This is a genomic window from Brevundimonas sp. KH_060, from assembly GCF_057838275.1.
Window position 1 is genome coordinate 837,527 of sequence record NZ_CM174463.1, and the last position, 20,548, is coordinate 858,074.

A 20,548-nucleotide genomic window follows, 5' to 3' on the forward strand; every position below is an offset into this window, starting at 1 on the left:
GTCAGATGGCCAGCGGGATAGGCGCTGTGCGCCTCACGATCAACGGGTGAAGGGCCGGCGCGGCGCATATCAGGCTGGTTTGACGCGGATCGGGGCGATTAAAGCGCCACGGACGGCCCATATGGTCGCTGACCTTGGCCCCGGCCTCTTCGGCGATCAGGGCGCCGGCGCAGACGTCCCAGTCCCATTTGGGGCTGATGGCGATGGCCGCATCGAAGGCCCCGGCCGCTACAAGCGCCATGCGATAGGCCAGGGCGTTGCGTTTGGAGAAGCGCATCGGCGGCCACGGCTCGTCCCATTCGCGCGCCTCCATCAGCCGGGCGTCGGCCAGAAGCTCGGCGTCTTCAAGGTCGTCGGTGTCGGAGGCGCTGATGGGCCGTCCCTGAAGACGGGCGCCGCCGCCCAGCGTGGCCTCGAACACCTCGTCCATCATCGGGGCGTGGATGACGGCGGCGACGGGGCGGCCGTCCTCGACCACGGCGATGGGCACGCACCACCACGGCTTGTTCTTCATGAAGGCGACGGTGCCGTCGATCGGATCGACGACGAAGATGCGCTTCTTCGACAGGCGGTCCGTGCTGTCGGCCGTCTCCTCGGACAGCCAGCCGTAGTCGGGGCGAGCGGTCAGAAGCGCATCGCGCAGCAGCTGGTCCACCGCCAGATCGGCGCTGGTGACGGGCGAGCCGCCGTCCTTGGACCAGACCTTCAGCCCGGCCTCGCGATGTTCGAGCGCCAGCCGACCGGCGGCCAGGGCCGCGTCGCGGATCAGGGCGAGGTCGGCGCTGTAGTCGCTCATTTGCCCGCGATCGCCACCTTGTCGAACAGCAGGGAGGGGCTGTTGAAGGAGCCGCGGAACTCCAGGTCGCCCGCGCGTTGCAGGCGGGCGTAGAGGTCGATCAGATTGCCCGCCACGGTGACTTCGCTGACCGGATAGGCGCGCTCGCCGTTCTCGAACCAGAAGCCGGACACCCCGGCCGACCAGTCGCCGGTGTTGCCGTTCAGCGAGGGGCCGAACATGGAGGTGATCAGCAGGCCGGTCCCGGCCTGCGCCATCAGGGCGTCCAGATCGCCTTCGCCCGGCGCGAGGTGCAGGTTGTGGGTCGAGACGCCGGACGGCCCCGCCAGTCCGCGCGAGGCGTGGCCGGTGGTCTCCAGGCCCAGCTGCGCGGCTGAGGCCGTGTTCAGCAGCCAGGTGGTCAGGACGCCGTCCTTGACGATCTCGCGCCGTTCGACGGCCACGCCCTCGTCGTCGAAGGGGGTGGAGCCGAGGCCGCGCGGGCGGAACGGATCGTCGATCAGGTCGACGCCGGTCGGCAGGACGGCTTTGTTCAGCTTGTCCTTCAGGAAGGAGCTGCCGCGCGCGATCGACGGGCCGGAGATGGCGCCCAGCAGCGGCGACAGCACCTGTGTCGCCACGCGGTTCTCGAAGATGACGGGGGCGGTGGTCGAGGCGATCTTGCGCGGGCCGACGCGGGCGATGGCGCGCTCGCCCGCCTTCAGGCCGATGGAGGCCGCGTCCGGCAGGTCGGACAGGTGACGGACGGCGCGGCTTTCGCCGCCGCGCTCCATGGCGCCGTCCTTCTCGGCGATGACGCCGACGCCCAGCGAGAAGGCGCTGCCGCGATGACGGCCGTCGAAGCCGTGCGAGGTGACGAGGCGCCACTCGCTGGCCGACCATGAGGCGTGGCCGCCTTCGGATTTGGAGACGCCCGATACGGCCAGGGCGGCGGCTTCGGCCTCGGCGGCGGCGGCTTCCAGCGCCTCGGCCGAGCGTTCGGCGGGGTCGTAGAGGTCGAGGTCCGCGTGCGGCGCGGCGGCCAAGCGATCCTGCGGGGCCAGCGCGGCGTAGGGGTCTTCCGGCGCCAGCTTCGCCATGGCCACGGCGCGCTCGACCAGACGGGCGCGGGTCGCGTCGGACAGGTCGGAGGCGGACACCGTCGCCTGACGCCGCCCGATGAAGACGCGCAGGCCCAGATCGCGGGCCTCTTCACGCTCGACGTCTTCCAGCGCGCCGTTGCGCACGCCGACGGACAGGGAGGCGCGATGGGCGGACACGGCCTCGGCCGCGTCGGCGCCGGCCTTCAGCGCGGCGGAGATCAGATCGTTCAGGATGTCGGGGGAGGGCGTCTTATCGGACATGCCCCGATATGGCGGACGGAACTGCGACCTGCAACATCCGGGCTTAGAGAATGGACCAGGCGATCAGGCTGACCGCCGCGACCAGCAGCGCCAGCCAGGTCAGGATCATGCCGATCGAACGGCCCAGCGACGGCCCTTCCTGGAACAGCAGGCCCAGGGCGTGGATCACCCGCCCGGCGAACAGCATCCCGCCGACCGCATGGATCAGCAGGGCGGGGGCTCCGAGAAAGGCCAGCAGGATCAGGCCGCACATTCCGGCGGGGATGTATTCGGCCGCGTTGGAGAAGGCGCGGGTGGCGCAGATCAGTTCCCGCACGCCGCCGTCGCCGAACTCGACCAGATGCTTGCGCCGCCGGTTCACCACCACGCCCGACAGGACGAACAGCAGCAGGATCAGCAGGCCGCCCCACAGGGCGGCCGCCTGAATGGTCGGGATCAGGCTCAATTTTCGCGCCCCACCGGATAGAGGCGATAGCGCTGGTCGTAGAAGGGCGTGCGCTCATAGAACCAGGCCAGACGCGCATCGCCGTCGGCGGCGAAGGCGGGATCGGCGGCCAGCTTGGCCTCGAACGCGGCCTTCAGCGCCGGATCGGCGGCCAGCATCTTTTCGGCCAGCGGGGCGATGGCGTAGGCCTCGATGTATTCGACGCGGTTCAGCACCTCGGGGAACAGGCCCCAGGCGAAGAAGCTCTCGTTCGACTGCGGCTCCAGCAGCAGGATGGCGACGTCGCCCATCGGCTGGTCGGTCGGCACGCGGACGGAGCCGATGGGGAAGGTCCAGTCGTGGGCTTCGGGCCGGACTTCGCTGACCGAGATCGGCACATGGCCTTCGTTGGTGCGGCCCGACACCTTGGGATCGACGAGGCGCAGCATGTCGACGGCGACGGTGCGCGGGGCGGCCAGCGTCTCCATCTGCACGCCGTGGATGCGCAGGCGCTCGATCACGTCCTGACGATAGGACGGCACCCAATAGGCGGTCGGCCGCTTCAGCGTCAGCGTGGGGTGCGAACCGTAGAAGGGCATTTGCCACAGTTCGGCGTCCGGCTGGCCCAGCCAGCGGATTTCGGGGCGGCCCGAGGCGAGGCTGTCGAAGGTCTCATAGCGGATGCCCTTGAAGGGGCGGGTGTGCGAGGGCGTCTCGTCGCTGTCGAAGTTGGCGGGCAGTTCGGCGGGACGCAGGGCGCGGTCGGCGGCGATGGCGGCGCGCAGATCGCCCGATTTTTCGGCCAGCAGCTTCAGCGCTTCCTCGAGGAAGACGTAGGTGCCCAGCACCCGCTGCTCGTGCGGCTTCAGGCTGTGGTTCTCGATCAGGATGGCCGGGACGTGGGCCGCCGAGCCCCAGCCGTTGGAGAAGCGCTCGCCCAGGCCGCCGTCGTTCAGGCCCTTCTTCGGGTCGCGGTCGTCGATGGCGAAGACCAACTCGCCGGGGATGTGCCCTTGAGCCTCCAGCGCCTCATACATGGCGGGCTTGAAGGCGGCGTCCAGCCATTTCGCGATGGCCGGGCTGCGGCTCCAGACGCCGTCCTCGCCGTTGTAGCCGAAGGTGACGTCGTATTGATAATCGATGCCGTCGGTGACGTGGATGTCGACGTAGAGGTCCGGCTGATACTTGTGGATCAGGCCCATGACGGCCTGCATCTCGGTCTGATCCAGCTTCATGAAGTCGCGGTTCAGGTTCTGGTTGGTCGCCGTGTGGCGCCAGCCCTGGATGCGCGGTCCGCGCTGGTTGGGGCGGGAATAGGCGCCCGCGCGCTCATGCCCGTCGACGCTGAGGATCGGGACCAGGATCAGGTTGGCGCGGTCCAGCAGGCCGTCCTTGCCGTAAAAGGCGATGTCGCGCAGCAGCATCATGCCCGCGTCCTTGCCGTCGATCTCGCCCGGATGGATGCCGGCCTGGGCCAGCAGGACGGGCTTGGACGGATCAAACGCCGCGCCGTCCTTGGAGGCGATCACGGCGTAGATCGGGCGGCCTTCCGGCGAGGTTCCGAACTGCTCGATGCGGATCAGGTCGCTGGCGGCGTCCAGTTTGTCGAACCAGGCGCGGGTGTCGGCGTAGTTGGGCGAGAAGTCATGCGCGGCATCGGCCTCGAACCCCGTGACCCACGGATCGGCGGCGCCCCGCAGCAGGGCGCGGCTGGGGCCGTCCCAGGCGGGGGCGGGCGGCAGGAAGGCCTGGTCCCACGGGGCTTCGTTGGGAACGGAAGCGGATGGGGTCTGGGACATGGCGGGGCTCGCGAAACAAACTAGGGCGGCGACGGCCGCTGTGACGAAACGGTCTAGGCGCATAGGCCCTTCGTGATCCGATCACAGCCGTCTGGCAACCCCGGCCCATGTTCGCGAGAGGCGCGTCCGGCCGCTTTGCGCGGCCGGACGCAGGGTCGTTACGCGGGCAGTTCCACGCGGTTCATGTTGCCGATGGCGCTGTTGTAGCGGTCCACGACGGACTCGCGGTAGCTGTCCGAGTTGGACTGCTTGAAGTCGCGATAGGCGCCGACCATGCCGCTGAGGTTGTCGGCGATGCTGGACAGATAGGACTTGTTGCGGTTGTCCGCCGGCATCTTGGCCTGCTCTTCACGCAGTTTGGCGATGGCGGCTTCCATCGCCGGCAACTGGGCGTCCGCCTCGGCCTTGTTGTCCTCCATCACCGCATTGGTGAACAGGTCCGCCTTCTGCATGGCGTCCAGCAGGCTGGCCTCGGCGGCGTGGCCTCCCTTGCGCATGGCCTCCATCTTGGCGGCGTTGCTGGCGCGCTGATATTCGCTCAGGGCGACGTCCAGCTGCTCGATGCCGGCGACGCTGCCCTGATAGGCCTGCGTCTGGGCGGCGTGGGCCGCCTTGGCCTTGGCCAGACCGTCGTCGCGATAGGCGCGGGACTCGAAATAGGGGTCGAGCGCCTGCCACTGGGCCAGCAGGGCCTCCAGTTGCGGGATCAGCTTGTCGGCCGCTTCATCGGCCTTCTTGCCCTGATTGCCGCCGTTCAGCGCGCGGCCTTCCTTCAGCTTCGCGATCGCGCGTTCCAGGTGGGAGATATTCTCGGGGAAGTAGAGATTCGCCGTGGCCGAGGCGTTCGGAATGTCCAGCTTCTGATAGTCGCCGAAGTATTTCGACACGCCCCAGTGGTCATCGATCAGCGCGTTGAAGCCGTCGATGTATAGGCTCATCTTCTCCTGGGTGGCCTCGTTGCCCGCCGCCTGGGCGACCGATTTGGGCGCCGGATTCTCGGCGTTGCCCTTGCTGTCGCCGCACGCGGAAAGGCTGAGCGCGGCGGCGATGGCGAGCGTGGCGACGCCGGCGCTGGTGCGTGAAATCATATGGATTCCCCTAAGCCGATCAGCGCGCCCCAAGCGTCGCCGTTCCTTCGGCCGGGAAACTGAACGCCGATCAGCCATTTGGGTTCTCTCGCGAGACGAGTTTTTGCAAACTGCTCACAGGAACCGCGTCAGGCCTTCCAGATCGGCGCCCCGTCGCCCGGCAGGCCCAGTGAGGCCCACTTCTCGGATACGCGGTCGATGACGTCCTGCTCCATGCGGATTTCCTCGCCCCATTCGCGCTTGGTTTCCGGCTCCCATTTGTCGGTGGCGTCCAGACCGATCTTGGAGCCCAGACCGCTCTCGGGGCTGGCGAAGTCCAGATAGTCGATGGGGGTGTTCTCGATGACGGTGATGTCGCGCGCCGGGTCCATCTTGGTCGAGACGGCCCACATGACATCCTTCCAGTCGCGGGCGTTGATGTCGTCGTCCACGACGATGATCCACTTGGTGTACATGAACTGGCGCAGATAGCTCCAGCAGCCCATCATCACCCGCTTGGCGTGGCCGGGGTACGCCTTCTTCATCGACACCACGGCGATGCGATAGCTGCACCCCTCGGGCGGCAGCCAGAAGTCGGTGATCTCGGGGAACTGCTGCCGGATCAGGGGGATGAAGACCTCGTTCAGCGCCTCGCCCAGCACCGAGGGTTCGTCCGGCGGACGGCCGGTGAAGGTGGTCAGATAAATGGGGTCCTTGCGCATGGTGATGGCGCTGACCTGGAAGACCGGGAACTTCTCGACCGAGTTGTAGTAGCCGGTGTGGTCGCCGTAGGGGCCTTCGTCCTCGAACTCGTCCAGCAGGACGTGGCCTTCCAGCACGATCTCGGCCTGGGCCGGGACCATCAGCGGCACGGTCTTGCACGGGACCAGTTCAGCCTTGGAGCCGCGCATCAGGCCCGCGAATTGATACTCCGACAGGGTCTCCGGCACCGGGGTCACGGCGGCCAGGATGGTGCCGGGGTCGGCGCCGAGCACGACGGCGCAGGGCAGGGGCTCGCGCTTGCCCGCCTTCTTGTGCCGGGCGTAGTGCTGGGCGCCGCCGCGATGGGCCAGCCAGCGCATGATGGCCTTGTCCTTGCCCAGCACCTGCATCCGGTAGATGCCCAGGTTGAAGTCGTCCTCGCGGTCGTCCGACGGCCCCTTGGTCACGACGAGGCCCCAGGTGATCAGCGGCGCGGGTTCGCCGGGCCAGCAGCCCTGAATGGGCAGGGCGGTCAGGTCGATCTGATCGCCCTTCAGCACCACCTCCTGCACCGGGGCCTTCTTCACCGTCTTCGGCCGCATGGACATGACGGTCTGGGCCAGAGGCAGCATCTCCATGGCGTCGCCGAGGCCGCGCGGCGGCGTCGGATTGCGCAGGAAGGCCAGCAGTTCGCCGACCTCGCGCAGTTCGCCCGCCGTGGTGCGTTGCTTGCCCTCCAGCGTGACGCCCATGGCGACGCGCTTCACCGTGCCGAACAGGTTGGCCAGGCAGGGGATGGGGCTGATCGTGCCGTCCGGCATGACCGGCTTCTCGAACAGGACCGCCGGGCCGCCGTTACGCAGCAGCCGGGTCTGGATCTCGGTCATCTCCAGATGGGTGGAGACGGGCTCCGACACGCGGACCAGTTCGCCGTCGGCTTCGAGGGTCGCAAGAAAATCGCGCAGGGACTTGTAGGCCATGCGCTGACGCTTAGGCGGCAATCGTCCGTCTGTCACGCCGTCCGAAGGCGCGATCAATCGCCACGACGATCAGGCCCAGCAGCAGGAAGAAGATCAACAGGCCCGCGAAGTTCGCCGCCGCCCGCGTCAGGCCCAGTTCGCTGACATTGACGAACCAATAGGGCCACCAGTCCGTCATCACTCCGTGCGCCAGGGTCCAGCCGCCGTAGAGCAGCGGAAAGGTCAGCCATTTGACCGCGTCGATCCAGCGCAACCGCCCCTTGGCCGTGAACAGCAGCCAGTCGCCGACGAAGGCCAGCGGCATGACGGTGTGCAGCAGCGTATCGGCGACCTTTTGCCAGCCCTGAGGGTTCCAGGTCTGGGCCAGCAGCAGGTGATAAACGACGCCGACCACGACGATGTACATGGCGACGGCGGCGCGGACGCCTTCGCTGCGGCTCCAGCGGCCCAGAGGCCTGTCGGGCGCCAGGGCCGGCCCCGTCAGGGCCAGCGCCGCCAGCAGGTTGGTCAGGATGGTGAAGAAGCTGAAGAAGTTCAGCGTCAGTTCGCCCGCACCGACGCCGGGGCTGTTCCGCAACTGCAGGCCGTATTGCAGGCCCAGCGCGCCCCAGCCGATCAGGGCGAACAGCGACCGATAGAGCCGCGCCGTCATCAATAGGCCGGGGCGTCGGACACCAGCGCCCATACCGGCAGGCGCAGGGCGCGGGTGGCGGCGTCCAACTGTGCCGAGTCCAGATGCTCGCGCCCCGCCTCGACCCGACGCAGGGCCTCGGGCGTCAGGTCGATGGCGGCGGCCAGGTCGTCAAACGTCACGCCGCGCTGGTCGCGCCAGCGGCGGATGCGAGCGCCGACGACGGCGTCCATCGGATCAATCCCCGGAAAGCCCAGAACCGAACCCATGGCGTCCTCCCGAAGCGGGCGTCCTATGACGCTGTTTGATCAGGCATCCTGATCCCATTCCGAAGATGAGTCCAATCAAGCTGAGCAATTGTGAAGCGTCGACCAAATCGGCTAGTTTTGCACAACCTCAACTAGTCATCGACAGTCCGTCGGGAGTAACGCCTTGCGAGCCAGCCTGCGCGAAAAGATCATTGCCGTCTGCACCCGCAAGATCGCGGAAAAGGGCGACAATGTCGGCGTGTCTTTCTACGCCTTCTTCGCCAATCGAAACGATGATCCCGAACTGCTTTTCGAAGCTGCCGAATGGTGGATTCACACCCACAGGCTCGACCATTTCGAGAAGGCGACGAAGATCCGTCAGATGGTGTCGGAGTCCGCCTGAGCCTTAGGCGGCGTCCCACTGGAAGGCAGCGTCCAGCCAGTCGCCGATGCGGCCGTCGGGACGAGCCAGGGCGCTGATCCGGGCCATTTCGTCGGCCGATAGTTCAAAGTCGAAGATGCCGAAATTCTCGGCCGCGCGGCTTTCCTTGGCGGTCCGCGGAATGGCGATGACGCCTTGCTGGATGATCCAGCGCAGGGTGATCTGGCCGTTGGTCTTGCCGTGCGCCTCGGCGATCTCGCCGATCACGGCGTCGTCGGCGATCTTGCCCTGGGCCAGAGGGGACCAGGCGGTGATGGACGAGCCCAGTTCCCGCGCCGTTTCGATCAGCGTCTTTTGCGACAGATAGGGGTGATATTCGACCTGATTGGTGATCAGCGGCGCGGTCGACAGGGCGGCTGCCTCGCGGAACAGGGCCGAGGGGAAGTTGGACAGGCCGATGTGTTTGGTGAACCCCTTCTCCAACGCCTCGTTCAGCGCGCCGATGGTCTCCGAGAGCGCCGGCGTCGGCTTGGGCCAGTGCAGCAACAGCAGGTCCGGCGTCAGGCCCAGGCTGATCGCCGATTCCTCGGCCTGGCGCAGCAGGGCGTCACGGTGGAAGTGCTCGACCCAGATCTTGGTGGTGACGAAGATGTCGTCGCGCGTGACGACGCCTTCGGCCACGGCGTCCGCGATGCCGTCGCCGACCGCCTTCTCGTTCTTGTAGATCCAGGCGGTGTCGATGTGGCGATAGCCGATGCGCAGGGCCTCGCGCACCATGCGACGGGCGTCGTCGGCTTCCAGTTGCCAGGTGCCGAAGCCGAGTAGCGGAATCTCAACGCCCGAGGCGGTCGCAGTCGGCTGGTCGGAATAGGGCATGGGGGAGGCTCCGAGAGGATGATGAGCCTGGGATATAGGCGCCCGCTCAGACCTCGCCATTGTCCAGCCAGTGGAAAATCCGATCCCACAACGGCTCCATCTCCTTGCGGAAGGCGCCTTCGTGGCCGATGCGCCGCGCGCCGAAATCGCCCGGCGTGTGGACGGTCATGTCCGACGGGGCGTTGGGATAGACGCTCAACAGGTCGCGCGCCGTGCCGGGCGTGGCGATGGGGTCGTCAGTGAAGATCCATGAGCGGATCGGCGCCGTCACGGCCTCATAGTGATGCGGCCGCAGGCTGGTCTCCAGCTCTTTGGAGAAGTACTCGCGCTTCATGCACCAGCGCCGCCAGGTGGTGAAGACATTGCGCGGCAGGTCGGTCCCGGCCCACAGGCCGCCGCCCTTGATATAGCCGCGCCGCATCAGGCTGAACGGCCCGAAACCCAGCCAGAAGAACAGCTCCATCGGGTTGTAGCTGCGGTGGTGTCCGCCCCACCAGCCGGTCCCGACCGAGACGAAGGCGTGACGCTCGATCCGGTCGTGATTGGGCATGAAGCCGAGGAAGTGGCCGCCGACGCTGTGGCCGACATGGACGACGCGCAGACCCGGCGCCGCTTCGATCAGGGCGTCCAGAGCTGCGGGCATGTCCATACGCCCCCAGTCGGGGTAGTCGATGCTCGAGCCTTTCAGCTCCTCCGGCCGCGACCCGGCGATGCCCCGGAAGTCATAGGTCAGCACCGCTGCGCCCCGGCCCGCCAGATGCCGCGCGAACCGCTCGTAGAAGCCCTTGGGAAAGCCCGTGCCGGATGAGACCAGCACGGCGATCTGAGGTTCAGCCGCCGAAACCAGCCGCATCGACAACGGATAGCCGTCTGCGGCCGGAGCGATGAAGTCGCGCGTGACGAGATCGTTCATAGGTCCGTCCTGTTTAGAAACGAACTCTAGCCGATTGACGCGGCGTCAGGTCAAGCGGGGTCGTGAGGAGTGTGCGCAGTATTGGCGGACAGGGCGGCGTCGCCGACTACAAAGGTGGCGCTTCGGGCGGAAGCGGCCGCCTGAAACAACCGCAGGCGCGCCAGTTCGGGATTGTCCTTCAGCAGTCGAGCGGCGTTCGATAGCGCTCTCAGGCTGGCCTGTTCCGAGCGGGCGCGTTCCAGGGCCGCCTGGCCTTCGAGGCGTGATCGCTCGACGTCGGACATCAGGCGTCGCAATTCAGGCGGCAGGATCACGCCTGTCAGAACGATGTTGAGCACCTGTGTGGCGCCGACGGCCGGTCCCACGGCCGCCGTCAGGGCGGCGTCGAGCTCCGGATCACGGGTCAGCAATTGTTCCAGCGTGCGCTCAGCAGCCAGTCGGACCAGGGCGGTGGATGTGGCCAGTTGCAGGGCGGCGGCGGTTGGTTCGCGCAGCGAACCTTCGGCATCTTCGATCTGATGAAGCGCGGCGGCCGACAGTCGGAGCGGCAGTCGGTCCGAAGTCACGACGTCGACTGGCCCGACCGACAGGTATTGCGGCGTCATTTCTATGCGCGCGATGAAGGTTCGGCTTGAGCGCCACAGGCGGTGCCTGCCTGGTCCCAGAATTCTTTCAAACCCGCCGTCCAGATAGACGCCAGCGCGTTGCCAGTCCGGCACGACGACGGTCATTCTGAATCTGAGCGCCAGGACGACGCCGGCGACAACAAGAGCCAGGATCGCGAGGGTGGTGAGGACGGTCGGCGACATGATAGGCCCTCGTGCTTGAAAATGGCGCCCTCGTGTCGCGACGGACCGGCGGGGGTCCGAAACCCGCAGAGCCTGTCCATGGCTCGCCTTTCGGCAGACGCGAGGGCGCCTGTTTGCAACCAGAAAGAAGATGACCGTTTGTGCGGCTGACCGCGTCCGTCTCCGAACGTCGCGCCGCTCGCTCGTCTTCAATGGGGAATCGAACCCCGACGGCAGCCTATCAGTCCGGGCGCCGCCGTCGAGGTGCGATCAACAGATCTGCGCTCTGGAGTGATCAATAGGCGAGGGCGTTGCCGTCCTTGCGCATTTCCGTTGCCGCGCCGTAGGTCCAGCGGCCTTGTTCGTTGATCTGCTTCATCACGTTCTGATAGCCGCCGAAGCCGCCGTCGGGCGGGCCGAGATCCCAGCCCATGGCCGTCAGTTGCTGCTTGGTCGCTTCGGGCACGCCGGATTCAAGGTGCAGCTTGCCGACGCCCTCGGCTGGTTGGCCGGTCGGTTCGGACGAGCCGTAGTGCTGCCAGCGCGGGCTGTCGCCGGCTTCCTGCGGGTCGAGGCCGTAGTCGACCATGTTGATGATGATCTGGGCCTGGCCCTGCGGCTGCATTCCGCCGCCCATCACGCCATAGGCCAGCCACGGCTCTCCGTCCTTGCAAGCGAAGCCGGGGATGATGGTGTGGAAGGGGCGTTTGCCCGGCGCATAGACGTTGGGGTGGCCGTCGGTCAGGGCGAACAGTTCGCCGCGGTTCTGGAACATGAAGCCCAGGGTGCCGCCGTCCGGGCCGTCGGCGACGAGACCGCCGCCCATGCCGCGATAGTTGGACTGGATCCAGCTGACCATCATCCCGTCGCTGTCGGCCACGCTGAAATAGGTGGTGTCGCCCTGCGTCGGCGCGTCGCCGGGGAAGACGCGGTCCATGACCCGGTTCGGGTTGATCAGCTTGGCGCGTTCGGCGGCGTAGGCCTTGGAGTTCAGCCAGGCGGTCGGGGCCTTGGCGAAGCGTTCGTCGGCGAAGTAGCGGGCGCGGTCCTCGAAGGCCAGGCGCTTGGCCTCGGCCTGAACGTGGATCGAGGCGGCGGACTGGAAGCCCATGCCCTTCAGGTCGAACTGTTCGCAGATGTTCAGGATCTGGTTGGTCGACAGGCCCTGGGTGTTCGGACCCAGGGAATAGACCTCGACCCCGCGATAGGTGGTCATCAGCGGCTCGACCCATTCGGTGTGGTGGGCGGCCAGGTCAGCGCGGGTCATCCAGCCGCCGATGCGCTTGAAATAGCGCTCGATGTGGTCGGCGATCACGCCGTTATAGAAGGCGTCGCGGCCGCCTTCGGCGATCAGGCGATAGGTGCGGCCCAGATCCGGGTTGGCGAAGATCTCGCCCGTCTTGGGCGTCCTGCCGCCGGTCAACCAGACCTTCTTGCGGTTGTCGTTTTCCTCGATCGTCGCGGCGCTCTTGTCGAAGTTGGCCATGCCGCGTTCGAGGTAATAAGCCACCACCTGAGGCACAGGCACGCCCTGTTCGCATAGTTCGGCGACCGGCAGCAGGACGTCCTTCCACGGCAGCTTTCCGTAGCGCTGGTGTGCGTTCCACCAGGCGTCGACCGCGCCGGGGACGTTGACCGTCACCGCGCCGTAGCGAGGCAGGTAGCCGTCCGCTCCGGCCTTGGAGCGCGCGGTTTCCAGCGACAGGCCGCGCGGGCTGGGGCCTGAACCGTTGAAGCCTACGACCTTCTTTTGGGCCGGGTCCCACATCAGGCCGAAGGCGTCGCCGCCGATGCCGTTGGCGGTCGGCTCCAGAAAACCGAGGGCGGCGTTGATGGCGATGGCGGCGTCGATGGCCGAGCCGCCGCGCCGCAGGGTGTCCAGGCCGATCAGGGTAGCCGCCGGGTGGGCCGTGGCGGCCGCGCCGTTCGCACCCCAGACGGTCGAGCGGCCGACGAATCCCGGCCCGGTGATGCGGTCGCCGATGCCGACGCCGGCGTAGGGGGCTGGCGCGGGGGCGGGCTGGACGGAGGCGGGATGGGCCGAGGGCGTGGCGGCGCCGGTCGTCTGCTGGGCGTTGGCGGCGCCCGCCAACAGAGCTCCGGCCGGCAGGGCGGACAGGAAGGTACGGCGACGCATGATGATTTACTCCCCCTCATTCGAGGCGCGCATTGAGGCCGGAACAGGGGGAGGGCGCAAGCGGTCGATGGGCGGCGGGCAAAGAAAAAGGGCCGCCGAGGCGACCCTTTTCCAGACTGTCGATACCGACCGTCTTAGGTGATGTCTTCGTTCAGAAGGCCGACCTTGTAGAAGCCGTTTTCCTGAAGCTTGTTCATGACGTCCATGAACTGGTTGTATTTCACTTCCGGCTGGGCGCGGACGAAGACGCGCTCTTCACGGCAGTCCGTCGCCACGGCTTGGGCGGCGCAGACGTCGGCCGTCAGCTTGTCGAGCGTGGTTTCCGTCTCGGCGATGTAGAGCGAGCCCGATTCCTGAATGGTGATGTAAACCGGCTCTTTCGGCTTTTCGGCGTCCGGCGCCGGCGGCGTCGCCGGCGGCAGGTCCAGCTTGATCGACACGGTCGCCATCGGCGCCGCGACCATGAAGATGATCAGCAGCACCAGCATGATGTCAACGAACGGCGTGACGTTGATGTCCGCGTTCTGTTGCGCCAGCTTGCCGCCGCCACCGCCTGAGGAAAGTTTCGCGCCCATTACGCCCTCGTCTCCATCAAGGCCCGCACCCTCCGGCGGACCACACTGAAAGTCTGGCTCGTCTCTTGGCGTCCTGAAGCAGGCTTGTAAAGCCGTCGAATGCGAGGAAATGACGCCGCAGGGGAATAAGATTGCGAATTCGGCGCAGAGCCGCCTTCTCCGCGATCAATTCAGTCCCCGGCGATCAACGCCCTCGCCCGTCGCCTCAACCGCGAGCCAGCTTGAGGAATCGTTCGGCCAGGGCCGGGTCGGCCTTGAATGCGCCGGTGAAGCGGGTGGTGATGGTCGAGACGTGGCGGTGATGCACGCCGCGCGTCGTCATGCACTGGTGCGCCGCATCGACCAGCACGGCCACGCCCTTGGGCTGCAGGTGCGATTCGATGGCGTCGATGATGTCGTTGGTCAGCGTCTCCTGGTTCTGGAGACGGCGGGCGAAGATTTCGACCACGCGCGCCAGCTTGGAGATGCCCACCACCTTCTCGCCCGGCAGATAGGCGACGTAGGCCTTGCCCAGGAACGGAGCCAGGTGGTGCTCGCAGTGGCTCTCGACCTCGATGTCGCGCAGGATGACCATGTCGTCATAGCCGGTCACGTCCTCGAAGGTGCGCGACAGCTCCTTGCCTGCGTCGGCGTCATAGCCGTCGAACCATTCGCCATAGGCGTCGACCACGCGCTTGGGCGTGTCCAGCAGGCCGGGACGATCCGGATTGTCGCCGGCCCAGGCGATCAGGGTGCGCACGGCCTCCAGAGCCTGTTCGCGGCTGGGACGCTGGGGCGCCTCATTGGCGACGAGGACGGGCTTGGCGGGAGTGGTGCTCATGAAACGATCCGGCGGCGGCGAGAGCGCCTGTTCAGAATACAAATATATATGGACTTGGGCGCGCGGCCCTGACTGTCTATCAGGCCGCTATATGGGACACCTCCTCAGTCCCGCAAGAAAACTCGCAAAAGACCTGACCCATGGCCCTGCACATCCACGACACCCTGCGCCGTGAAAAGCGCCTGTTCGCGCCGCGCGATCCGAACCGGGTGAGCCTCTATGTCTGCGGCCCGACGGTCTATGACTACGCCCATATCGGCAACGCCCGCCCGCCGGTGGTGTTCGACGTGCTGGTGCGCCTGCTGCGCCGCACCTATGGCGCCGACAACGTAGTCTACGCCCGCAACGTCACCGACGTGGACGACAAGATCAACGCCAAGGCCGCCAAGGAAGGCGTCGCCATCGGCGAGATCACGGCCCGCTATGAGGCCGCCTATCTGGCCGACATGGGCCTGCTGAACGTGTCGCCGCCCGACATCGCCCCGCACGTCACCGACTACATCGAGGCCATCACCAAGCAGATTCAGGCCATCATCGACGCCGGCTGCGCCTATGCCGCCGAGGGCCATGTGCTGTTCGACGTGTCGTCCTATCCGTCCTACGGCGCGCTGTCGGGACGCAATCTGGATGACATGATCGCCGGCGCTCGCGTCGAGGTCGCGCCCTACAAGAAGAACCCGCACGACTTCGTGCTGTGGAAGCCGTCCAAGGCGGACGAGCCGTCCTGGCCGTCGCCGTGGGGTGAAGGGCGTCCCGGCTGGCACATCGAATGCTCGGCCATGATCGAGGAGACGCTGGGTCTGCCCATCGATATCCACGGCGGCGGCATCGATCTGGTTTTCCCGCACCATGAGAACGAGATCGCGCAAGGCGTCTGCGCCCACGGCCATGCCCACGGCGACGACGCACACGATGAATACGCCCGCTACTGGATGCACAACGGCTTCCTGACCGTGGACGCCGAGAAGATGTCCAAGTCGATCGGCAACGTCTTGCTGCTGCATGATCTGGTGCAGGCCATGCCGGGCGAGGTGGTGCGCTGGGCCCTGCTGAGCGCCCACTATCGTCAGCCGCTGGACTGGAACCAGACCCTGCTGGAGCAGAGCCGCAAGAACCTGGACCGCCTCTACGGCGCCCTGCACCGCGCGGCCGGGGTCGAGGCGGCGGACGTGGAGCCGCCGGTCGAGTTCATGAAATCCATCGAGGACGACCTGAACACGCCGGGCGCCATGGCGGCCCTGTTCGCCCTGTCCAGCGACATCGAGCGCGGCATGACGGCGGGCGACACGGCGGCGGTGGCGACGGCCAAGGGGCAGTTGATCGCGGCGGCTTCGATCATGGGCGTGCTGCAGGCCGATCCGGCGGAATGGTTCTCTGGCGTCGATGAAGGGCTGAAGGCCGAGGTCGAGGGTCTGCTGGAACAGCGCGCCGCCGCCCGCGCCGCCAAGAACTGGGCCGAGGCGGACCGCATCCGCGACCGCCTGAACGAACTGAACGTCGTCGTCATGGACGGCCCGCAGGGCGCGACCTGGCGGATGAAGGGCTGATTTGAGGGAGCCCTCTCCCGCCGGGAGAGGGCTTGAGCGCACGAGAGCGTAGCGATCGTTCTGGCGCGAAAGGGTGAGGGGCTTGTCCCATCAGTCGGCGTAAGCCGTGGCGCGACGGCCTTCGGCCGACTTCGAACGCGAACCCTCACCCTTTCGCCTTAGCCAATCGCCTTCGGCTCTTGGAGGCTCAAGCCCTCTCCCAATAGGAGAGGGGGGAGTTAGCGCGCTCGCCTGATCAGTTCATCCGCCAGCACGTCCGTCAGATAGCCGTCGGCCGTCCGCCCGTTCGCTTGCTGCCAGCGGCGCAGGGCGGAGCGGGTGTTGGAGCCGATGACGCCGTCGACGCCCTGGGTGTCGAAGCCCATGCGGGTCAGGGCCTGCTGGGCGCCGACGCGCTGGTCCCGCGTCAGGGGGCCGTCGTTGGGCCAGGAGGCCTTCAGCGCGGGCTTGCCGGTCACGCCGTCGGCGATCATGCCGATGGCCAGGGCGTAGCTGACCGAGTTGTTGTAGCGGCGGATGACATAGTGGTTGGGCAGGGCCAGGAAGGCCGGGCCCTTGGCGCCCTGCGGCAGCAGGATGGCCGCGCCCTCGGCCGCCTCGGCGCTGTTGGGCGACGAACCGTCGGCCAGGCGCACGCCGCGCGCGACCCAGTAGGACCAGGGGTGCTTCGGCCCCTCGGCCTGGCTGTAGTCGAAATTGGAGGGCAGGGTGACTTCATAGGCCCAGCCCTGGCCGCGCTTCCAGCCCGCCTGGGCCAGCAGATTCGCCGCCGAGGCCAGGGCGTCGGCGTCCGAGCCCCAGATGTCGACCTTGCCGTCGCCGTTCTGGTCGACGCCCAGCCGCAGATAGTTGTCGGGCATGAATTGGGTCTGGCCCATGGCGCCGGCCCAGCTGCCCTTCAGCCCTGCGCGGTCGCGCTTGCCCGTCACGACGATGTCGAGGGCGTGTTTCAGCTGGTCCTCGGCCCAGGCGCGGCGGCGGCCGTCATAGGCCAGGGTCGCCAGGGAGCGGATGACGTCGAAATCGCCCTGAACCTGGCCGAAGGCGCTTTCCTGAGCCCAGACGCCCAGCAGGATTTCGGTCGGCACGCCGTATTTCTGGGTCACGTCCCACGGCACGCGGTCGACGCGCTGGCGGGCCATGGCGATTCGCGCCGGAGTGGTGGCGTTCTGGATGTAGACTCCGGCGGGCCGCGAGAATTCGGGCTGGTTGCGGTCCAGGCGGATGATGCTGGGGTTCGGCGTCACGCTCTCCAGCTCGCGGGCGTACTCCCATTTGCGGGCGCCGCCGTGGCGCTCCAGGAAGCTCTGCTTCCAGGCGTCGAAGCTGGCGTGGTCATAGGCCTCGCTGAGGTCCGTCTGGGCGGGCGGGGGCGTGGGGGCCGGCGTGGCGGGCGCAGGCTCGACCACGGGCGGCGGCGCAGGCTGAGGCTGCGGCGGCGTGGGAACCATGGGGGTGCAGGCGGCGACCGAACCCAACAACAGAAGACGATAAGCGATACGCATAGTCACAGGCTAACGCCCCCGAATTCCACGACCAATCACAAGCGCGCGAAGGCCTGATGAGTTTCCGTGATAAGGGTGAAAGCGCCGTTAACCATTCCTGAAAGCAGGCGGTTAATCTGCTGAATTTACATTGCAGCGTTCCCTGAGCGCGGCCTGGTGGCGGAGGGGCGACGCGCCGGACGTGCATGTCCGGAGATCCTCCGTTCGACTCGGGGGCCAGGCCTCCAGCGGATTCCCCCGCGCGGAATGTTGACGAAAGGCGAGGGCCTCTCTATACGACCGCCTCCGCCGCAGGTTCGCCCGCGGCTCTTTTGTTTTACTCGCCCTCACGGGCCTCCAACCGGGACATCCGACCATGAAGGTCCGTAGCTCGCTGAAGTCGCTGAAGGGTCGCCACCGCGACTGCAAGATCGTTCGTCGCAAGGGCGTTCTGTACGTCATCAACAAGACCGATCCGCGCTTCAAGGCCAAGCAAGGCTGATCACGCGCGACCGGCGCGCCCTGTCTATAGCAGGCGAGGCGCGCTGAACGTCGGTGGATGGGATGACTATCCACAGGGCCGCGGGCGTTGTCCGCGGCTTTTTCGCGTCCGCCGTTGAGCCCTGCGCCTGCGCGTGATTAGTGATTCTTTCCTAAGTCGCCCTAACGACCTCTGGTCTGCTTGGGGGCGTGCTTTTCTCTTGCCCTGACGGCCCTTGGCCTGTTTGAGGGCGTAGTTCTTCCTGCCCTAACGGCCTTCGGCCTGCTTGAGGGCGCAGCCTGATTTTGAGTTCTGGAGTTCAGTCATGGACGACGCTTCCTTCGACGCCAGCCCCGACGTCCTGACCGCCACGGCCCAGGGCCGTCTTCGCTCGATCATCGAACGCCTGGAGCGCCTCGAAGAGGGCAAGCAGGCCGTCATGGTCGACATGAAGGAGGTCTTCGCCGAGGCCAAGGGCGAAGGCTATGACGTCAAGGTGCTGCGCAAGGTCCTGCGCCTGCGCAAGCAGGACAAGGCCAAGCGTCAGGAAGAAGAAGCGATTCTGGACCTCTACCTGTCGGCTCTCGGCGAGATCTGAGGGAGGCGGGCCTGAAGCGCACGCCCTTCAAGCCCCCCAGCGACGGCTCTTCACGCTCCAGCAGCTTGAAGAGCGGCGGCGCGAAGTTGCGCTCCAGCGGCCTCTCGCGCTCAAGTAGCTTGAAGAGCGATAGCGTCGGCAAGACTCGCTCAAGCAGTCCGAAGGGCGATAGCGCTTCCAAGCTGCGCTCAAGCAGTCCGAAGGGCGATAGCGCTTCCAAGCTGCGCTCAAGCAGTCCGAAGGACGGCAGCACCCCTAAAAAGAAACCTTCTCCAAGCCCCTGGGAGCTGCAGAAGGAAGCGGCGAAGCGGTCCGCGCTCAACGCCCTGAAACGCGCCCGTCGCTCGGCAGAGAAGGCGGGCGTTTCCCTGTCCGAGTGGGAGGGGGAGTTCCTCGATTCGGTGGGCGAGCGAATCCAAACTCACGGCCGCGCCTTCGCTGACCCGGAAAAGGGCGCGCCGGGCCAGGCGCTGTCGGCCATGCAGGGCCGCAAGCTGAAAGAGATCACAGCCAAGGCCAAGGGCGAGCCGCGTCGATTCGGACGGCGTCGTGGAGAGGCCCCGCAGCCGCCCGACGAAGGCGAATGAGGCCTGCAACCGTCTAGCTTGGCCGCGCGTTGCGCCTGCGGATTTCCCATACTCTTGAGAGAGAAGACTGATGAAACGCTTCGCCCCCGCCGCCCTGACGGGCGGCCTTCTGAGCTTGAGCCTGGCGCTGGCCGCGTGCGGGGATCGTCCGGGCGCGGCGCCTGAGGCGGCTTCGGAAGCGACGCCGGATCTCAGCGGCGGCCCCGCGACAGCGCCCCAGGCGGTCAGCCCGTCGCCGGACGCCGCCCAGACGCTGCCCGCCGTCGATGAAGCGGCGGCGCGCACCTTCGTCCGCGACGCCGGCTCCACCCTGGAGGTGCTGACGTTCGACCGGGTCGGCTCGGTGACGAAGGAGGGGATGGTGAAGGGCTATGCGGCGCCGGTCTATGTCGTGCCCGTGGCGTCGGGCCAGACGCTGAAGGTCGCCTTCAAGCCGTCGAACACTAATCTGTATTTCAACATCAGCGATGCGGCTGACCAGAGCGGCGCGGCTGTGTTCCGGGGCGAGGTTGACGGTCAGGCGGCCGAGCTGAAGGCCTCGAAGGACACGACCTACGTCATCACCCCCTTCCAGCCTCGCGCGACGGCGCGCCGGGGGTCGGAAGGCGGCTATAGCCTGACGATCAGCCGGAACTGACGTCGGAAAAGATAAGGCTGGTGAAGGGCGGCGGACGCGAAATCCGCCGCCCTTTTCGCCGTCTAGGGCAGGGCGTTCAGGCGCATGGCCGACAGATAGGGCTGATAGGCCGTGCGCGCGGCGGCGGCCCCGGACAGATCGTCCTGCTCGATGTGGATGGTCAGGCCGTAGCGGCCCTTGAGCGCGCTCATCAGCGAGCCGACGCGGCCGCCCGAATCCTTGGGCTCGACGCCGATGACGACGGGCTCGCCGGTCGGGGCCTCCATGACCACGGCCAGATAGTCCTCGCCGCCGATCGAGGCCAGGGCGGGCGGGGAGGACAGGGCCATCTCACGCACGCCCTTGGTCATCTCCACGCCTGCGACGACGCTCTTGAAGGCGGTCTCCTGAGCGCCCGCGAGCAGGCCGGACAGGGCGCCGCTTTCCTCGGGAACCGGCGCCTTGGAATCGATCAGCAGGATTTCGGCGCTGGTCCCCGGCTCGCCATAGGTCATGGAGACGGAGAAGGCTTGGCACTCGATCTCAGTCAACGGCTTGCCGGCGATGGTCTGGGCCGTCGGCATGGCGGCCAGCAGGGGGTGGTTCTCGCACTCGGGCGGCAGGGCGACCTTGGCCGCGGCGGCGGCTTCAACCCCGGCCGGGGCTTCGGGGTTGGAGCAGGCGGCGGTCAGGGCGGCGACGGACGCCAGGGTCAAGGCGACGGCGGTGTGGCGAAACAAGAGGGGCGGCTCCC

Annotated in this window: 22 protein-coding genes; 6 read left to right on the forward strand and 16 right to left on the reverse strand. The window is 67.1% G+C overall.

Annotation, left to right across the window (positions count from 1 at the left end; genetic code table 11):
- Nucleotide 1: 1 nt before the first annotated feature.
- The 8 genes from AC3IPP_RS04200 to AC3IPP_RS04235 all read right to left on the reverse strand — a co-directional run bounded on the left by AC3IPP_RS04200 (nt 2) and on the right by AC3IPP_RS04235 (nt 8,011).
- Complete coding sequence (locus tag AC3IPP_RS04200; protein ID WP_489150482.1) at nt 2-796, reverse strand: 3'(2'),5'-bisphosphate nucleotidase CysQ; 795 nt, start codon at nt 794-796, stop codon at nt 2-4.
- On the reverse strand, nt 793-2,139 hold the full coding sequence (locus AC3IPP_RS04205) for a TldD/PmbA family protein (protein WP_489150483.1): 1,347 nt from the start codon (nt 2,137-2,139) through the stop codon (nt 793-795). Before AC3IPP_RS04205 ends, AC3IPP_RS04200 begins: the two co-directional genes overlap by 4 nt.
- Before the next feature lie 43 nt (nt 2,140-2,182).
- Nucleotides 2,183-2,584 (reverse strand): MAPEG family protein, encoded by a 402-nt coding sequence (locus AC3IPP_RS04210; RefSeq protein ID WP_489150484.1) that lies wholly within the window; start codon nt 2,582-2,584, stop codon nt 2,183-2,185.
- Nucleotides 2,581-4,362 (reverse strand): M14 family metallopeptidase, encoded by a 1,782-nt coding sequence (locus AC3IPP_RS04215; RefSeq protein ID WP_489150485.1) that lies wholly within the window; start codon nt 4,360-4,362, stop codon nt 2,581-2,583. Before AC3IPP_RS04215 ends, AC3IPP_RS04210 begins: the two co-directional genes overlap by 4 nt.
- A gap of 158 nt (nt 4,363-4,520) precedes the next feature.
- Nucleotides 4,521-5,450 carry a DUF3829 domain-containing protein gene (locus AC3IPP_RS04220; protein WP_179205025.1) on the reverse strand — a complete coding sequence of 310 codons (930 nt, stop codon included), beginning with the start codon at nt 5,448-5,450 and terminating at the stop codon, nt 4,521-4,523.
- A 128-nt stretch (nt 5,451-5,578) separates the two neighbouring features.
- A complete protein-coding gene (locus AC3IPP_RS04225; protein WP_087139644.1) occupies nt 5,579-7,111 on the reverse strand; it encodes a UbiD family decarboxylase in 1,533 nt (510 codons plus the stop codon).
- Between the two features lie 10 nt (nt 7,112-7,121).
- A complete protein-coding gene (locus tag AC3IPP_RS04230; protein ID WP_489150486.1) occupies nt 7,122-7,763 on the reverse strand; it encodes a Pr6Pr family membrane protein in 642 nt (213 codons plus the stop codon).
- Nucleotides 7,763-8,011 carry a helix-turn-helix domain-containing protein gene (locus tag AC3IPP_RS04235; protein WP_087139648.1) on the reverse strand — a complete coding sequence of 83 codons (249 nt, stop codon included), beginning with the start codon at nt 8,009-8,011 and terminating at the stop codon, nt 7,763-7,765. Before AC3IPP_RS04235 ends, AC3IPP_RS04230 begins: the two co-directional genes overlap by 1 nt.
- Nucleotides 8,012-8,174: 163 nt before the next feature.
- On the opposite strand from AC3IPP_RS04235, the gene AC3IPP_RS04240 reads away from it, so the two are divergent.
- On the forward strand, nt 8,175-8,393 hold the full coding sequence (locus AC3IPP_RS04240; protein WP_489150487.1) for a DUF6500 family protein: 219 nt from the start codon (nt 8,175-8,177) through the stop codon (nt 8,391-8,393).
- 3 nt (nt 8,394-8,396) lie between these two features.
- Here AC3IPP_RS04240 and AC3IPP_RS04245 read toward each other — a convergent pair whose 3' ends face one another.
- The 6 genes from AC3IPP_RS04245 to folE form a co-directional block, all read right to left on the reverse strand.
- Nucleotides 8,397-9,248 (reverse strand): aldo/keto reductase, encoded by an 852-nt coding sequence (locus AC3IPP_RS04245; RefSeq protein ID WP_489150488.1) that lies wholly within the window; start codon nt 9,246-9,248, stop codon nt 8,397-8,399.
- 46 nt (nt 9,249-9,294) lie between these two features.
- Nucleotides 9,295-10,161, reverse strand: coding sequence for an alpha/beta hydrolase family protein (locus AC3IPP_RS04250; protein ID WP_489150489.1), 867 nt, complete (start codon nt 10,159-10,161; stop codon nt 9,295-9,297).
- Nucleotides 10,162-10,211: 50 nt separating this feature from the next.
- The gene (locus AC3IPP_RS04255) at nt 10,212-10,970 is read right to left on the reverse strand and encodes an SPFH domain-containing protein (protein WP_489150490.1); all 759 of its coding nucleotides are present in this window, start codon (nt 10,968-10,970) and stop codon (nt 10,212-10,214) included.
- Nucleotides 10,971-11,244: 274 nt separating this feature from the next.
- Nucleotides 11,245-13,086: a gamma-glutamyltransferase family protein gene (locus AC3IPP_RS04260; protein ID WP_489150491.1), complete on the reverse strand. Its 1,842-nt coding sequence runs from the start codon at nt 13,084-13,086 to the stop codon at nt 11,245-11,247.
- 134 nt (nt 13,087-13,220) lie between these two features.
- Complete coding sequence (locus AC3IPP_RS04265; RefSeq protein ID WP_087141101.1) at nt 13,221-13,661, reverse strand: biopolymer transporter ExbD; 441 nt, start codon at nt 13,659-13,661, stop codon at nt 13,221-13,223.
- A 205-nt stretch (nt 13,662-13,866) separates the two neighbouring features.
- The gene (folE, locus tag AC3IPP_RS04270) at nt 13,867-14,481 is read right to left on the reverse strand and encodes a GTP cyclohydrolase I FolE (protein ID WP_087141103.1); all 615 of its coding nucleotides are present in this window, start codon (nt 14,479-14,481) and stop codon (nt 13,867-13,869) included.
- 140 nt (nt 14,482-14,621) lie between these two features.
- Here folE and cysS point away from each other — a divergent pair, with 140 nt between their 5' ends.
- Nucleotides 14,622-16,028 (forward strand): cysteine--tRNA ligase, encoded by a 1,407-nt coding sequence (gene cysS / locus AC3IPP_RS04275; protein WP_489150492.1) that lies wholly within the window; start codon nt 14,622-14,624, stop codon nt 16,026-16,028.
- 218 nt (nt 16,029-16,246) lie between these two features.
- On the opposite strand, the gene AC3IPP_RS04280 is transcribed toward cysS, so the two are convergent.
- A complete protein-coding gene (locus tag AC3IPP_RS04280; RefSeq protein WP_489150493.1) occupies nt 16,247-17,533 on the reverse strand; it encodes a lytic murein transglycosylase in 1,287 nt (428 codons plus the stop codon).
- A gap of 355 nt (nt 17,534-17,888) precedes the next feature.
- On the opposite strand from AC3IPP_RS04280, the gene ykgO reads away from it, so the two are divergent.
- The 4 genes from ykgO (at nt 17,889) to AC3IPP_RS04300 (ending at nt 19,815) form a co-directional block, all read left to right on the forward strand.
- Complete coding sequence (gene ykgO, locus AC3IPP_RS04285; RefSeq protein WP_003165750.1) at nt 17,889-18,014, forward strand: type B 50S ribosomal protein L36; 126 nt, start codon at nt 17,889-17,891, stop codon at nt 18,012-18,014.
- 304 nt (nt 18,015-18,318) lie between these two features.
- On the forward strand, nt 18,319-18,591 hold the full coding sequence (gapR, locus tag AC3IPP_RS04290; protein ID WP_489150494.1) for a nucleoid-associated protein GapR: 273 nt from the start codon (nt 18,319-18,321) through the stop codon (nt 18,589-18,591).
- 221 nt (nt 18,592-18,812) lie between these two features.
- Complete coding sequence (locus AC3IPP_RS04295) at nt 18,813-19,178, forward strand: hypothetical protein (RefSeq protein ID WP_489151036.1); 366 nt, start codon at nt 18,813-18,815, stop codon at nt 19,176-19,178.
- Nucleotides 19,179-19,248: 70 nt separating this feature from the next.
- Nucleotides 19,249-19,815 carry a hypothetical protein gene (locus tag AC3IPP_RS04300; protein WP_489150495.1) on the forward strand — a complete coding sequence of 189 codons (567 nt, stop codon included), beginning with the start codon at nt 19,249-19,251 and terminating at the stop codon, nt 19,813-19,815.
- 62 nt (nt 19,816-19,877) lie between these two features.
- Here AC3IPP_RS04300 and AC3IPP_RS04305 read toward each other — a convergent pair whose 3' ends face one another.
- Nucleotides 19,878-20,534 carry a hypothetical protein gene (locus AC3IPP_RS04305; RefSeq protein ID WP_489150496.1) on the reverse strand — a complete coding sequence of 219 codons (657 nt, stop codon included), beginning with the start codon at nt 20,532-20,534 and terminating at the stop codon, nt 19,878-19,880.
- Nucleotides 20,535-20,548 lie beyond the last annotated feature (14 nt).

What these genes read in the sequence shown, in the direction of transcription:
- AC3IPP_RS04200 (WP_489150482.1), bottom strand. Translation starts at nt 796, where the DNA reads ATGAGCGACTACAGCGCCGACCTCGCCCTGATCCGCGACGCGGCCCTG.
- AC3IPP_RS04205 (WP_489150483.1), bottom strand. Translation starts at nt 2,139, where the DNA reads ATGTCCGATAAGACGCCCTCCCCCGACATCCTGAACGATCTGATCTCC.
- AC3IPP_RS04215 (WP_489150485.1), bottom strand. Translation starts at nt 4,362, where the DNA reads ATGTCCCAGACCCCATCCGCTTCCGTTCCCAACGAAGCCCCGTGGGAC.
- AC3IPP_RS04220 (WP_179205025.1), bottom strand. Translation starts at nt 5,450, where the DNA reads ATGATTTCACGCACCAGCGCCGGCGTCGCCACGCTCGCCATCGCCGCC.
- AC3IPP_RS04225 (WP_087139644.1), bottom strand. Translation starts at nt 7,111, where the DNA reads ATGGCCTACAAGTCCCTGCGCGATTTTCTTGCGACCCTCGAAGCCGAC.
- AC3IPP_RS04230 (WP_489150486.1), bottom strand. Translation starts at nt 7,763, where the DNA reads ATGACGGCGCGGCTCTATCGGTCGCTGTTCGCCCTGATCGGCTGGGGC.
- AC3IPP_RS04235 (WP_087139648.1), bottom strand. Translation starts at nt 8,011, where the DNA reads ATGGGTTCGGTTCTGGGCTTTCCGGGGATTGATCCGATGGACGCCGTC.
- AC3IPP_RS04245 (WP_489150488.1), bottom strand. Translation starts at nt 9,248, where the DNA reads ATGCCCTATTCCGACCAGCCGACTGCGACCGCCTCGGGCGTTGAGATT.
- AC3IPP_RS04250 (WP_489150489.1), bottom strand. Translation starts at nt 10,161, where the DNA reads ATGAACGATCTCGTCACGCGCGACTTCATCGCTCCGGCCGCAGACGGC.
- AC3IPP_RS04255 (WP_489150490.1), bottom strand. Translation starts at nt 10,970, where the DNA reads ATGTCGCCGACCGTCCTCACCACCCTCGCGATCCTGGCTCTTGTTGTC.
- AC3IPP_RS04260 (WP_489150491.1), bottom strand. Translation starts at nt 13,086, where the DNA reads ATGCGTCGCCGTACCTTCCTGTCCGCCCTGCCGGCCGGAGCTCTGTTG.
- AC3IPP_RS04265 (WP_087141101.1), bottom strand. Translation starts at nt 13,661, where the DNA reads ATGGGCGCGAAACTTTCCTCAGGCGGTGGCGGCGGCAAGCTGGCGCAA.
- folE (WP_087141103.1), bottom strand. Translation starts at nt 14,481, where the DNA reads ATGAGCACCACTCCCGCCAAGCCCGTCCTCGTCGCCAATGAGGCGCCC.
- cysS (WP_489150492.1), top strand. Translation starts at nt 14,622, where the DNA reads ATGGCCCTGCACATCCACGACACCCTGCGCCGTGAAAAGCGCCTGTTC.
- AC3IPP_RS04280 (WP_489150493.1), bottom strand. Translation starts at nt 17,533, where the DNA reads ATGCGTATCGCTTATCGTCTTCTGTTGTTGGGTTCGGTCGCCGCCTGC.
- ykgO (WP_003165750.1), top strand. Translation starts at nt 17,889, where the DNA reads ATGAAGGTCCGTAGCTCGCTGAAGTCGCTGAAGGGTCGCCACCGCGAC.
- gapR (WP_489150494.1), top strand. Translation starts at nt 18,319, where the DNA reads ATGGACGACGCTTCCTTCGACGCCAGCCCCGACGTCCTGACCGCCACG.
- AC3IPP_RS04300 (WP_489150495.1), top strand. Translation starts at nt 19,249, where the DNA reads ATGAAACGCTTCGCCCCCGCCGCCCTGACGGGCGGCCTTCTGAGCTTG.